General features: G+C 64.6%; 14 protein-coding genes. 6 read left to right on the forward strand and 8 right to left on the reverse strand.

Annotation, left to right across the window (positions count from 1 at the left end):
• Positions 1 to 22: 22 nt before the first annotated feature.
• Positions 23 to 469, reverse strand: coding sequence for a GatB/YqeY domain-containing protein (locus tag ACHFB9_RS03925; protein ID WP_417069673.1), 447 nt, complete (start codon positions 467 to 469; stop codon positions 23 to 25).
• A gap of 109 nt (positions 470 to 578) precedes the next feature.
• On the reverse strand, positions 579 to 791 hold the full coding sequence (gene rpsU, locus ACHFB9_RS03930; protein ID WP_417069674.1) for a 30S ribosomal protein S21: 213 nt from the start codon (positions 789 to 791) through the stop codon (positions 579 to 581).
• A gap of 153 nt (positions 792 to 944) precedes the next feature.
• On the opposite strand from rpsU, the gene tsaD reads away from it, so the two are divergent.
• Complete coding sequence (gene tsaD, locus ACHFB9_RS03935; protein WP_417069675.1) at positions 945 to 1,970, forward strand: tRNA (adenosine(37)-N6)-threonylcarbamoyltransferase complex transferase subunit TsaD; 1,026 nt, start codon at positions 945 to 947, stop codon at positions 1,968 to 1,970.
• Here the strand turns inward: tsaD and plsY are convergent, their stop codons facing one another.
• Entirely contained in the window at positions 1,971 to 2,579 is a 609-nt protein-coding gene (gene plsY / locus ACHFB9_RS03940) for a glycerol-3-phosphate 1-O-acyltransferase PlsY (protein WP_417069676.1), read from the reverse strand.
• A gap of 26 nt (positions 2,580 to 2,605) precedes the next feature.
• On the opposite strand from plsY, the gene ACHFB9_RS03945 reads away from it, so the two are divergent.
• Entirely contained in the window at positions 2,606 to 2,977 is a 372-nt protein-coding gene (locus ACHFB9_RS03945) for a dihydroneopterin aldolase (protein WP_417069677.1), read from the forward strand.
• Positions 2,978 to 3,010: 33 nt separating this feature from the next.
• On the opposite strand, the gene ACHFB9_RS03950 is transcribed toward ACHFB9_RS03945, so the two are convergent.
• The 3 genes from ACHFB9_RS03950 to ACHFB9_RS03960 form a co-directional block, all read right to left on the reverse strand.
• Complete coding sequence (locus ACHFB9_RS03950) at positions 3,011 to 3,436, reverse strand: H-NS family nucleoid-associated regulatory protein (RefSeq protein ID WP_417069678.1); 426 nt, start codon at positions 3,434 to 3,436, stop codon at positions 3,011 to 3,013.
• A 96-nt stretch (positions 3,437 to 3,532) separates the two neighbouring features.
• Entirely contained in the window at positions 3,533 to 4,459 is a 927-nt protein-coding gene (gene xerD / locus ACHFB9_RS03955; RefSeq protein WP_417069679.1) for a site-specific tyrosine recombinase XerD, read from the reverse strand.
• Positions 4,460 to 4,482: 23 nt separating this feature from the next.
• A complete protein-coding gene (locus ACHFB9_RS03960; protein WP_417069680.1) occupies positions 4,483 to 5,751 on the reverse strand; it encodes a glutamate-5-semialdehyde dehydrogenase in 1,269 nt (422 codons plus the stop codon).
• A 262-nt stretch (positions 5,752 to 6,013) separates the two neighbouring features.
• Here ACHFB9_RS03960 and ACHFB9_RS03965 point away from each other — a divergent pair, with 262 nt between their 5' ends.
• On the forward strand, positions 6,014 to 8,638 hold the full coding sequence (locus ACHFB9_RS03965) for an EAL and GGDEF domain-containing protein (RefSeq protein WP_417069681.1): 2,625 nt from the start codon (positions 6,014 to 6,016) through the stop codon (positions 8,636 to 8,638).
• Between the two features lie 6 nt (positions 8,639 to 8,644).
• Here the strand turns inward: ACHFB9_RS03965 and ACHFB9_RS03970 are convergent, their stop codons facing one another.
• A complete protein-coding gene (locus ACHFB9_RS03970) occupies positions 8,645 to 9,271 on the reverse strand; it encodes a BON domain-containing protein (protein WP_417069682.1) in 627 nt (208 codons plus the stop codon).
• On the reverse strand, positions 9,268 to 9,861 hold the full coding sequence (locus ACHFB9_RS03975; RefSeq protein ID WP_417069683.1) for a phosphoheptose isomerase: 594 nt from the start codon (positions 9,859 to 9,861) through the stop codon (positions 9,268 to 9,270). The genes ACHFB9_RS03970 and ACHFB9_RS03975 overlap by 4 nt, the downstream gene beginning before the upstream one ends.
• 71 nt (positions 9,862 to 9,932) lie before the next feature.
• On the opposite strand from ACHFB9_RS03975, the gene ACHFB9_RS03980 reads away from it, so the two are divergent.
• The 3 genes from ACHFB9_RS03980 to ubiD are packed head-to-tail and all read left to right on the forward strand — an operon-like array spanning position 9,933 to position 12,884.
• Positions 9,933 to 10,490: a chorismate--pyruvate lyase family protein gene (locus ACHFB9_RS03980; protein ID WP_417069684.1), complete on the forward strand. Its 558-nt coding sequence runs from the start codon at positions 9,933 to 9,935 to the stop codon at positions 10,488 to 10,490.
• On the forward strand, positions 10,487 to 11,398 hold the full coding sequence (ubiA, locus tag ACHFB9_RS03985; RefSeq protein ID WP_417069685.1) for a 4-hydroxybenzoate octaprenyltransferase: 912 nt from the start codon (positions 10,487 to 10,489) through the stop codon (positions 11,396 to 11,398). The genes ACHFB9_RS03980 and ubiA overlap by 4 nt, the downstream gene beginning before the upstream one ends.
• A gap of 4 nt (positions 11,399 to 11,402) precedes the next feature.
• The gene (ubiD, locus tag ACHFB9_RS03990) at positions 11,403 to 12,884 is read left to right on the forward strand and encodes a 4-hydroxy-3-polyprenylbenzoate decarboxylase (RefSeq protein WP_417069686.1); all 1,482 of its coding nucleotides are present in this window, start codon (positions 11,403 to 11,405) and stop codon (positions 12,882 to 12,884) included.
• Positions 12,885 to 12,896 lie beyond the last annotated feature (12 nt).

The following is a 12,896-nucleotide window of genomic DNA, read 5'->3' on the forward strand; positions in this document are numbered from 1 at the left end:
CGGGCTGCCTGCAAGAGACGGATCAGCTTGCGAGCTTCGTTTTCAGCCGGGCCGAAACCTGCGCCATGTCCGCTTTTCCGGCGAGCCTTCCCTTGAGCAGACCCATCAGTTTGCCCATCGCGGCCGGGCCGCTGGCGCCCGTCTCTGCGCAGGCGTCGTCGATCGCGGCGTCGATCTCTTCCGCGCTCATCTGTTCGGGCATGTAGGCGGACAGCACTTCGATCTCGAAGCGTTCGGCGGAGGCGAGATCCTCGCGGCCGGCGCTCGCGTACTGGCTGACCGAGTCGCGGCGCTGTTTGACCTGCTTTTCGATGACTGCCTGGATCGCGGCGTCGTCAAGGACGATGCGCTGGTCGACTTCGATCTGTTTGATCGCGGCCAGCAGCAGGCGCAGGGCGCCCAGACGGGCGGAATCCTTGGCGCGCATTGCGGCCTTCATGTCTTCGGTGATCTGGTCTTTCAAGGACATAGAACCTCGCTGGATGTTCGAAGTGCAGAAATAACAAAACGGAACGCGCCGCAAGGCGGGTTCCGTGCTGTTATGCCGATGCGAGACGCCGGATGACCGGCGTCAGCGATCAGTAGAGCTTCGGCGGCAGCTGTTGGCTGCGCAGACGCTTGTGCAGACGCTTGACGGCGGCTGCCTTCTTGCGCTTACGCTCAGCCGTCGGCTTTTCGTAGAATTCGCGCGAACGAAGCTCGGTGATCACACCGGTCTTTTCGATGGTGCGCTTGAAGCGACGGATCGCGACTTCAAACGGTTCGTTTTCCTTAAGACGGATACCCGGCATTCTCAAAACCTCTAATGTTCGGACTATTAGCTTTGCAGCGAAGCCGGGCACTATAACAGCCTTGTTTAAAAAAGCCAAGCCCATGCACGCGCGGCGTCGGTGCGCCTGCGCCGCCCGGGGCGAAGCGCCGATTCGCGATAAACTCCGCTTCCCATGCTAATTCTCGGTATCGAATCTTCCTGCGACGAGACGGGGGTCGGGCTCTACGACACGAGCCGCGGCCTGCTCGCTCATCGCCTGTACTCGCAGATCGCGCTGCACGCCCAGTACGGCGGCGTGGTGCCCGAGCTTGCCTCGCGCGACCATGTGCGCAAACTGATCCCGCTGCTCAGGGAGTGCCTGGCGGCGGCCGGTGTCGCGCCCGCCGATCTGGACGGGGTCGGCTATACAGCCGGTCCGGGGCTCGCTGGAGCCCTGCTGGTCGGGGCGGCCTTCGCCGAGGCGTACGCGCACGGCCTGGGCATTCCGGCCCTGCCCGTCCATCACCTCGAAGGTCATCTGCTTTCGCCGCTGCTCTCGGCCGATCCGCCGCGCTTCCCGTTCGTTGCGCTGCTGGTCTCGGGCGGGCATACGCAGCTGATGCGCGTCACCGGAGTCGGGGCGTATGAGCTGCTCGGCGAGACCGTCGACGATGCGGCCGGCGAGGCTTTCGACAAGACCGCGAAGCTGATCGGCCTCGACTATCCGGGCGGTCCGGCCCTGGCCGCACTGGCCGAGGGCGGCCAGGCTGGCGTGTTCAAGCTGCCCCGGCCGATGCTGCACTCGCACGACCTGCAGTTCAGCTTCTCGGGGCTGAAGACTGCGGTATTGACCGCGACGAAGGCGCCGGGCTGGACGGAGGCATCGCGTGCCGATCTGGCGGCCGAGTTTCAGGAGGCCGTCAGCGATGTGCTGGTCAGCAAGGCGATGGCCGCGCTGCGTCAGTGCGCGCTGAAGACTCTGGTGGTCGCCGGCGGGGTCGGCGCGAACCGGCGGCTGCGCGAACGGCTCAATCTGGTCGCGCACCGTGCAGGGGTGCGGGTGCACTACCCGGAGCTCGAATTCTGCTCGGACAACGGCGCGATGATTTCACTCGCGGCCGGCCTGCGCTTCGCGGCCGGCGAGAAGGGGCACAGGGACGGCGCATTCACCGTGAAGCCGCGCTGGCCTCTGGCTGAACTCGCCCGCCCCGTGGTTTGATCACTTCGAGCGGCTGCCGATCCGGCTCTCCTGGCCGCTGAACAGGCGTTTGATATTGGTCGTGTGGCGCCAGAGCAGGATCGCAGCCATCGCGCAGACCGCGCCTATCCAGCCGGGATCCGGAACCAGCCAGGCGGTGACCAGCGGTGCAGCGAGGGCGGCGGCGAGCGCCGCGGCCGACGAATAGCGCGTCGTCAGCGCGACGAGCAGCCAGATCGCCAGAACCAGAGCTCCGGCGAGCGGGCTCATCGCCAGCAGCACCCCGGCTGCGGTCGCGACGCCCTTGCCGCCCGAAAAGCGCAGGAAGATCGAAAAGACGTGACCGAGGAAGGCGAAAAGCCCGGCCATTGCGATCGCGGTCGCCGGAATGCCCAGCTGCGGGGCGAGGATTCGGGCGAGGATCACGACCAGCGAGCCCTTGAGTGCATCGCCGAGCAGAGTCAGGATCGCGGCCTTGCGGTTGCCGCTGCGCAGCACGTTGGTCGCGCCGGGATTGCCTGAGCCGTAAGCGCGCGGATCGGCGAGGCCCAGGATCCGGCTGACGATCACCGCGAAGGGAAGGGATCCGGCCAGATAGGCAGCGAAAAAGAGGGCGGCACTGGTGAGCATCGGTTCAGTTTGAGAGAGGAGTGGAAATGGATTTCATTTTTGTCGAAGGGCTGCAGGTCGAGGCCTCGATCGGGATTTATCAGCGTGAGCTCAGGACTTTGCAGCCGCTCGAAATCGAGCTGAACATTGGCGTGCCGGACGGCGCCGGAGCGCATGACGATATCGCGGACACGATTGACTACGACAAGGTCGTCGAGCGAATCCGCCAACTGCTGACGGAGCGGCATTTCATGCTGCTGGAAACGCTGGGCGAGTCCATCGCCGAACTGCTCATTTCCGAATTCGCATCCCCCTGGGTTCGAGTGTCGATTGCCAAGATGGGGGTGATGCGGGGCGTGAAGCGGGTCGGGGTATTGATCGAACGCGGCCGGGAAGGAATCTCCCCGCCGCGTTTGTGATCAGCATCCGGCGCGAGCCGGATGCCAAAGGCCTCAGGCCTTGATTTCGAGCTCGGCCAGCGGCTTGCCCTGGGCGAGCCAGTCCTGGACCCATTGCGGCTTGCGGCCGCGGCCGGTCCACGTCTGGCTTTGATCGGCCGGGTTTTTGTACTTGGCTTCGCCGACGGTCTTGCGGCCGCCCGCCTTCTTGGCGCCAGCCTTGCGGCCCGGGCGGCCCTTGGCGGCGGGAGCGGCCTTGACCGGGGCGCCGAACAGTTCTTCGATCGCAATGCCGGCCTTGGCGGCGAGCTTTTGAACTTCACGCATCACGTCTTTCTTGGTCGACGTGGCGCGACGAGCGGTCTCGGCTTCAACGCGCTTGGCAAGACGATTCAGATCGGCGAGGCTCAGCTTGCTCAGTTCGGCGGCGCTAAATTTGCTCGGTTCCATGAGTTTTTCTTTCCCCTTGTTGAGCCGCACCGGAGTCGATCCAGCTCAGTGATGTTATTGGAATGCAACGCATTGATTCTCGCCCAATAATTCGGAAAGCGAAAGGGCAATTTGGATAAAAATTGTTCATGCCCGTGGATGATGTTGCGCATGGAGTTGTTTGAGTCGTTCGCGCGCAATGTGCGTATAGACCTGGGTTGTCGTTATGTCAGCGTGACCCAGCAGCATTTGCACGACCCGCAGATCGGCTCCGTGATTGAGCAGATGCGTCGCAAAGGCATGGCGCAGCGTGTGCGGAGAAATCCACTCGCTGGCAATTGAACAGCTCAACGCGTGGTTCTTTATCAGGCGCCAGAAGCGTTGCCGCGTCATCGCCCCGGCCCGTGCGGTCACGAAAAGCGCTTCGCTGCTGTGCCCGGCGAGCAGCGCGGGGCGCGCTTCTTCCGTATAGCGGACAATCCATTCGACGGCCAATTCGCCCAGCGGAACGATGCGTTCCTTGCTGCCCTTGCCGAAAGTGCGCACGACTCCGCCCCGGGTATCGATATCGGTCATTCGCAGTCCGACCAGTTCGCTGACGCGCAGACCGCAGGCGTAAAGCGTCTCGAGCATCGCGCGATCCCTGAGGCCCAGCGGCGTTGCAATATCCGGCGCACCGAGAAGGGCTTCGACCTGGGCTTCGGACAAGGTTCTGGGGTGGCGTTCGGCGCGCGCCGGAGATGCGATCGCGCGGGTCGGGTCGCGCGCGATGCGCGCCTCGACGATCTGCTGGCGGTAATAGCGGCGCAGCGCGGCGAGCAGGCGGCGCTGGCTGGTCAGTTTGGCGTGCGGCGAGAATTCGCGCAGATAGCCCTGGATGTCTGCCTCTGCCGCTTCATTGAGGCCGATTCCCCGCTGATCGAGCCAGAGCGCAAATCCGGCCAGATCGCTGCGGTATCCGGCCAATGTATTGCGGGCAAGCCCGTCGGCCAGCCAGATCGAATCGCAGAATTCGTCGAGCGCGCGGGCGATATCCGGAGGCAGGTTCCGGCGCGTAGCCGAAGGCGCGTTCATGTCCGGAAAACCTGCTTTGGCGATCAGCTGCGCACTTCGCCGTTGCCAAAGACGACCCATTTCTCGCTGGTCAGGCCTTCGAGGCCGACTGGCCCGCGGGCGTGGAGCTTGTCGGTCGAAATGCCGATTTCAGCGCCCAGGCCGTATTCAAAACCGTCTGCAAAGCGGGTCGAGGCATTGATCATCACCGAGCTCGAATCGACTTCGCGCAGGAAGCGCATCGCCCGGGAATGGTTCTCGGTGATGATCGCTTCGGTGTGGCGCGACGAATATTCGTCGATATGGGCGATCGCCTCGTCGAGTCCGGCGACGACACGGATCGCGATGATCGGGGCGAGGAATTCGGTCGCGTAGTCTTCAGTCGTTGCGGCGCTCACCGCAATCTTCGCGGCCGCGAGGATTGCGCAGCTCTTCTCGCAACCGCGCATTTCGACGCCTTTGTCCGCATAGATTCTTCCGATCGCCGGCAGGAATTCGCGGGCGACGCTTTGCGCGACGAGCAGGGTTTCGGTCGTATTGCAGGTGCCATAGCGCTGGGTCTTCGCATTGTCGGCGATGCGCAGCGCCTTTTCGGGATCGGCGCTGTCATCGACATAGACGTGGCAATTGCCGTCCAGGTGCTTGATGACCGGCACCCGCGCATCCTCGGTGATCCGCGCAATCAGGCTCTTGCCGCCGCGCGGCACGATCACGTCGACGAATTCCGGCATCGTGATCAGTGCGCCGACTGCGGCCCGGTCGGTCGTTTCGACGACCTGGATCGCCTGCTCGGGCAGGCCTGCCGCGACAAGTCCTTCGCGGACGCAGGCAGCGATCGCCTGGTTGCAGTGCAAGGCCTCGCGGCCGCCGCGCAGGATTGCAGCATTGCCGCTCTTCAGGCACAGACCGGCCGCATCGGCGGTGACGTTGGGGCGGGCTTCGTAGATGATGCCGATCACGCCGAGCGGAACGCGCATCTTGCCGACCGAGATGCCGCTGGGCCGGCGCTTGAGTCCGGTGATCTCGCCGACCGGATCGGGAAGGCTGGCGATCTGTTCGAGACCGGCGGCCATCGCTTCGACGGTTTTTGCACTCAGCGTCAGCCTGTCGATCATCGCCGGCTCCAGTCCTTCCTCCCGGGCCTGGGCCAGGTCACGAGCATTGGCGGCGAGCAGATCCGCCTCCTTGCTGCGGATCAGTGCAGCGATATTGCGCAAAGCCTGATCCTTGGCAGCGGTCGAGCTCGCGGCCATCGCCCGCGAGGCGATTCGGGCGTTGCGGCCCAAGGTTTGCATGTAGTGCGTGATGTCCATGGGAGGAGCCTGCCGAGTGCGCAAAGCGCCATTGTCGCATCGCTGTACGAGCGTGGCCAAGAGGCGGTCCGGCTTGAGCGCTTTTTGTGGCAGTAGCCGCGCAGAATCCTGTCTGCTCCCTAAACCGGAAAAACCGCATCCCATTTTCATCCGCGTTGTCATATCATCGGCTTGGTTTGTGCTGGGAATGAAACCCTTTGTGGCGGGACTGGAGAGCGCCGCCAGGATTCGACTTTCCTTGCCAGAGATCAGAGAGGGCGCGATGAGGACGCGGGAATGCGGATGGCTGGCGGCGCTTAGCTTGGCGAGCCTGTCCGGATGCGCGCTGGATGCTGACTGGTTGGTGCTGCTGCCCGGGCTCAGCTTCGGTCTGGGCGGGCTCCTGCTCGCCGTCGCCGGTCTGGCCCTGCTGGTCGCGAGCCGCAGACAGGCGGGCATGATCCGTCGGATGCGGGATTTCTCCGACGGGGTGGGCGTCGTGCTGTGGAAGATGGATCCCGCCAGCGGGCGCTACCTCCAGGTTTCCCGGCGCGCCGAGGCTCTGCTCGGTTACCCCTGCGAGGCATGGCTGGCCGAGGATTTCTGGCGCGAGCACCTTCACCCTGAAGACCGGGAGTTTGCCTGCAATCTGCGCGCGACCCAGCTTGCGCTGGGTCTGAACCACGAGATCGAATACCGGATGGTCGATGCCGGCGGGCACGAGGTGGCCGTTCGCGATACGGCCTCGGTGCTGCGCGACCAGCGCGGCTGCATCACCGGCCTGGCGGGCGTGTTGATCGACGTGTCCGCGCACCGGGCGCTGGTTCAGGCCCTGGACGAGAGCGAATCGCGTTTTCGCAAGGTGATGGAGCAGATCCCGAACATCGCGGTTCAAGGCTACGACAGCGAGAGGCGGGTCGTGTTCTGGAACAGCGCCAGCGAACGGGTCTATGGCTGGAGTCAGCAGGAAGCTCTGGGCAAGAGGCTGGAGGATCTGATCATCCCCGACGCGATGCGCGAGGACGTGATCGAGCTGCATCGCCGATGGCTTGAGTACGGCGAGGCGATTCCGGCCGGAGAGCTCGCGCTCAGGACCAAGGGCGGGGCGACCGTGCCGGTCTTCTCCTGCCATGTGCTGACGCGCAATGCGCACGGCACAGCCGAGATGTACTGCCTGGACGTCGAGATGGAGGATGTCAAGCGCACCGAAGCGGCCTGGCGGGAGAGCGAACGGCGCTTCCAGCTGATGTTCGCGAAGGCCGAGGTCGGACTCGCGCTGCGCACGCTGGACGGGCGGCTCACCCAGGTCAACCCGAAGATCTGTTCCATCCTCGGCTATCCGGAGGACCAGCTGCTCTGCCTCGATCTGGCGGCGCTGACCTACCCGGACGATCTGCCTGCCGAGCTCGAAGCGATCGCGGCCTGCCTGGATGGGCGGCAGAGCAGCTATTCGCTCGAGAAGCGCTACGTCCGGCACGATGGCTCGACGGTCTGGGCCCAGGTCACGTCTTCGCTGATCCGCGACGAATCGGGTGGGGCGACGCAGTTCATGACTGTCGTCGAAGACATCAGCCAGCGCAAGGACCGGGAGGCGCAGATCGCCTGGCTCGCGCATCACGATTCACTGACCGATCTTCCCAATCGTGCCCTGCTGCGCGACCGGCTGGAGCGCTCGATCGCGCGCGCGCAGCGTCGCGAGAGGCGGGCCGCGTTGCTGGTCCTCGATCTGGACCGCTTCAAGACGATCAACGATTCGCTGGGGCACGCGGTCGGCGATCAGCTGCTGCAGCAAGTGGCCTTGCGCCTCAGAAATGCGGTGCGCGAGACCGATACGGTCAGCCGGCAGGGGGGGGACGAATTCCTGATCGTGCTCGGCGAGATTTCCGATCTCGAGGACATCGCGCGGATCGTCCAGAAGATCCTCGAGCGGATGGAATTGCCTTTCGAGCTCGCCGGCCAGAGCCTGTCCAGCTCGGTCAGCATAGGCATCTCGGTCTTTCCGGACGATGGCGCGGATAGCGATACGCTGCTCAAAAACGCGGATTCGGCGATGTATTGCGCGAAGGAGGGCGGGCGCAATACTTTCCGCTTCTATGCCGAAGCGATGAACGAGAGCGCGCTCGAGCGCCTGAAGATGGAGAGCGCGTTGCGCCTCGCGATCGAGCGCGACGAGCTGACGCTGCATTACCAGCCCCAGGTCGAGCTGGCCGGGCGCAGCCTGCTCGGCGTCGAAGCGCTGCTGCGCTGGAACAGCGCGACTCTGGGTTCGGTTCCGCCGGGGCGCTTCATCCCGGTCGCCGAAGACAGCGGTCTGATCGTCGCGATTGGGCAGTGGGTGCTCGCTCAGGCCTGTGAGCAGGTCAGGCGCTGGCGCAAAGAGGGGGTGGGCGACATCTGTATCGCGGTCAATCTGTCGGCGCTGCAGTTCCGGCGCAGCGACATCGTCGCGACGGTTCGCGATGCGATCGAGGGCAGCGCGATTCCCGCGCACCTGATCGAGCTGGAGCTGACCGAATCGCTGCTGATGCAGAACGCCGAAGACGTGCTGAGGACGATGCGCGAGCTCAAGGCTCTGGGCGTTCGCCTGTCGATCGACGACTTCGGGACCGGCTATTCGAGCCTCTCCTATCTGAAGCGTTTTCCGGTGGATCGGCTCAAGGTCGATCGCAGCTTCGTCAAGGATGCCGCCGAGAATCCCGACGATGCGGCGATCGTTCGCGCGATCATCCAGCTCGGCAAGAGCCTCAAGCTCGACGTGATCGCCGAAGGCGCGGAAACCGCGGCACAGATCGACTTTCTCACCGCCGAGGGGTGTCACTCGGTCCAGGGCTATTACTTTGCGCGGCCGCAGCCCGAGCGGGAGATCCGCGCGTTGCTGACCCTCGCCGCGATCCCGCCAGCCACCTGAGTCTTCTCAGTGCGAAGTCTTGGCGGGACTTTCGGTCGGGTGATCCAGAGCTTTGGCCTGCTCTTCGCTGACGATCTCGGCAAGGTTGACCACTTTGTGCACGCCGGATGCCGCTGTCGCAATCCGGACCGCCTCGTCGCTCTCACGCTGGGTCAGGATGCCCATCAGGTAAACCGTCCCGGATTCGGTGATGACCTTGACCTGGGCCCCGGAGACCACTTTGGATCCGAGCAGCAGGGTCTTCAGGTTCGAAGTGACGAGAGCGTCCCCACTCTGTCGGGTGAAGGAAGCCTTGGACGCGACCCGGATCTCGTTGTGCACGACGCGGATCTGGTAGGGCAGCGTCGACACCTGCTGTGCAGCTTCCTGTTTCGCGCTCTCGGAGGGCACTTCGCCCGAGATCAGCACGATGCGGTTGAAGCTGGTCACCGAGACCCGGCCCCAGGAACCCAGCTTCTCCTTGATCCTCGACTCGAGACGGCTCTCGATGCTGCCGTCCTCGATCTGGGTGCCATAGGTGCGGCGGTCTATCGTTGCCGCGATGCCGATCCCGACACCGGTCGCGGCGATCGGAATGCAGGCGCTCAGGGTCGAGGCCAGGGCCAGGGCGAGGATGACAGTACGGATTTTCATGATTCGGCTCCCAGTAGCAGGCAATCTATCCCATCGCACAGGCAGTGAATGATCAGCAGGTGGATTTCCTGGATGCGTGCGCTGCGTTGATGGGGGACGCAGATCAGCACATCGTTCTCATTCAGCAGTTCCGCTATCTTCCCCGGTTTTTCACCGCTCAGCGCGATGACCTTGATGTCGCGCTGGTGGGCCGCATCGATCGCCGCAACGATGTTCGCGGCGTTGCCCGAAGGGCAGATCGCGAGCAGCGTGTCGCCTGCCTGTCCCAGCCCGCGCACCTGACGGGCAAAGACCTGTTCGAAGGATTCGTCGTTGGCGGTCGAAGTCAGCACTGATGCGTCGGTCGTCAGCGCCAGCGCCGCCAGTTCGGGGCGTTCGCGCTCGAAGCGGCCGATCAGCTCGGACGCGAAGTGCTGGGCGCCGGCGGCCGAGCCGCCGTTGCCGCAAGCGAGGATCTTCCCGTTGTTGAACAGGGTTTCGGTCAGGGTCTCGACGGCCAGCGCGATCGGCGCGGCGAGTGTCTCGATCGAAGCGAGCGTCGCGTTGGCGTTCTCTTCGAATTGGCGGGAAACGTGGGCGATCAGATCCATCCGGTACTCCTGGAATTCAGCCCGAAAGTCTAGCATGAGGCCCGGGGCGTCCTGTCGGGCGAGCAGGTATCATGAGAGGCATGTCTGCCTGCACGATCCGCTCGCCTCGCGACCCCTGGAATGCCTTGTTCGCGCCGCTTCGCTGCGATGGGCTCGCGCCCTGGCTGCGCCACGAGGAATCGCTGACCGACAGGATCTCGTCGCGCAGTTCCCGCTTCGAAGTGCGCGTGCTCAGTCAGCGCTTCGCCGCGCTTCTGCCCGACGAAGTACGCCTGCTGGGCCGAACGCGGATCGCCCGGGTCCGCGTTCGCGAAGTGCTGCTCTGCGCTGACGGGCGTGCCGTCGTGTTCGCCCGCTCGCTCGTCGCGTGTGGCTCCGGCCCCTGGCGCGAATGGCAGGATCTGGGGACAAGGCCGCTCGCGTGCCTGCTCTTTGGCGATCCCATGGTGAGCCGGACCCGCCTCGCCTTTCGCCGGCTGGGGAGCGGGGATCCGCGCGTGCGCGCCGCGCGAGCGGTTTCGGGCGCACAGGGTCCGCTTTGGGCGAGACGGCGCAGCTTCCTGCGCGGAGGCTCCCCCTTGCTGCTGACCGAGGTTTTTTTGCCGGCAATTCTGGAGCTCGGATCATGAACCTGATCGAAAGACTCGATCGCTACGAAAAATTGATGAGGCTGGACAAGCCGATCGGCATCCTGCTTCTGCTCTGGCCGACCCTGTGGGCGCTGTGGTTCGCCTGCGACGGCCAGCCTTCGCCGACCCTGATCGGGATTTTCGCGCTCGGCACGGTGCTGATGCGCTCGGCCGGCTGCGTGATCAACGACTATGCGGATCGCGCTTTCGACGGCCACGTCGAGCGCACGCGCGAGCGGCCGCTGGTGAGCGGAGCGGTCTCGGCAAAAGAGGCGCTGATCCTCGCCGCGCTGCTCGCGATCCTGTCCTTCTGTCTGATCGTCAGGCTGAACCGCCTCGTCTGGTGGCTGTCGGTGCCGGCCCTCTTCCTCGCCGCGAGCTATCCGTACACGAAGCGCTTTCTCGCGATCCCGCAGGCCTATCTGGGAATCGCCTTCGGTTTCGGCATCCCGATGGCTTTCGCCGCCGCCTGGCAGAGCGTGCCGCCCGTCGCCTGGGTCATGCTGCTCGCCAACGTGTTCTGGGCGATCGCCTACGACACCGAGTACGCAATCGTCGACCGGCCCGACGACCTGAAGATCGGCATCAAGACCAGCGCGATCACTTTCGGTCGCTTCGACGTTCTGGCCGTCATGCTCTGCTATCTGGTGACGTTGGCTCTGCTGTCCTGGGTGGGCTGGCAGTTCCACCGCGGTCCGATCTACTTCGCGGGTATCGCGATCGCCGCGCTGATCGCGCTCTACCACTACTGGCTGATCCGGGAGCGCGACCGCTCCCGCTGCTTCAAGGCCTTTCTGCACAACAACTGGATAGGGGCGGTTATCTTCGCAGGTCTCGTGCTCGACTACGCGCTGGCTCTGGGCCGTTCCGTGCGGCTGCCGGCCTCTTTCCAGGTCTTCTTTGGATAAAGCCATGCGTTACAAGGATCTGCGTGAATTCATCGCCCTGCTCGAAGAGCGTGGCGAGCTCAAGCGCATAGCCGTTCCCGTCGCGACCGAATTCGAGATCACCGAGATCGCCGACCGGGTTCTGCGTGCCGGCGGCCCGGCACTGCTCTTCGAGAAGCCGACCGTCAAGGGCGAGCTCAATGAGATCCCGGTGCTCGCGAACCTGTTCGGCACGCCGGAGCGGGTCGCGCTGGGCATGGGCGAGGAGGGCGACTGGAAGAGCGCGCTGCGCGAAGTCGGCAAGCTGCTCGCTTTTCTGAAGGAACCCGAACCTCCGAAGGGGCTCAAGGATGCCTGGGAGAAGCTGCCCATCTTCCGTCAGGTCCTGAACATGACGCCCAAGCTCGTCGGCTCGGCGCCCTGCCAGGAAATGGTCTGGGAAGGCGACGCGGTCGACCTCTCCCGGCTGCCGATCCAGCACTGCTGGCCCGGCGATGTCGCGCCGCTCGTGACCTGGGGCCTGGTCGTGACCCGCGGGCCGCAGAAAGCGCGGCAGAATCTGGGCATCTACCGCCAGCAGCTGCTCGCGAAGAACCGGCTCGTCATGCGCTGGCTCGCCCACCGCGGCGGCGCGCTCGATTTCCGCGAATTCCAGCAGGCCCATCCGGGCCAGCCTTTCCCGGTCGCGGTCGCGTTGGGCTGCGATCCGGCAACGATACTCGCTGCGGTGACTCCGGTTCCGGATTCGCTGTCCGAATACCAGTTCGCAGGTCTGCTGCGCGGCGCGAAGACCGAATTGGTCAAATGCCTGGGCTCGGACCTGCAGGTGCCGGCCAGCGCCGAGATCGTGCTCGAAGGCGTGATCCACCCGGGAGATGTCGCGGCCGAGGGGCCTTACGGAGATCACACCGGCTATTACAACGAGGTCTCCGAGTTCCCGGTCTTCACGGTCGAGCGGATCACGCTGCGCCGCAAGCCGGTCTATCTGTCGACCTACACGGGCAAGCCGCCCGACGAGCCGGCGATGTTAGGCCTCGCGCTGAACGAGGTATTCGTGCCCTTGCTGGTCAAGCAGTTTCCCGAGATCGTCGACTTCTACCTGCCGCCCGAGGGCTGCTCTTACCGCCTCGCCGTGGTCAGCATCCGCAAGGCCTATCCGGGTCACGCGAAGCGGGTCATGTTCGGGATCTGGAGCTTCCTGCGCCAGTTCATGTACACGAAGTTCATCATCGTCGTCGACGAGGACATCGACATCCGCGACTGGAAGGAAGTGATCTGGGCGCTCACGACCCGGGTCGATGCGACGCGCGACACGACCCTCGTCGACAACACGCCGATCGACTACCTCGACTTCGCGTCCCCGGTGGCCGGTCTGGGCAGCAAGATGGGCATCGATGCGACGAACAAATGGCCGGGCGAAACCCCGCGCGAATGGGGCAGGCCGATAGAGATGGACCCGGCCGTCAAAGGCCGCGTCGACGAGATCTGGGACTCCCTGGGCCTCTGATCCCGGCGACCC

It is taken from the genome of Niveibacterium terrae (assembly GCF_048213115.1).
In the GTDB taxonomy this organism is placed as follows: domain Bacteria; phylum Pseudomonadota; class Gammaproteobacteria; order Burkholderiales; family Rhodocyclaceae; genus Niveibacterium; species Niveibacterium terrae.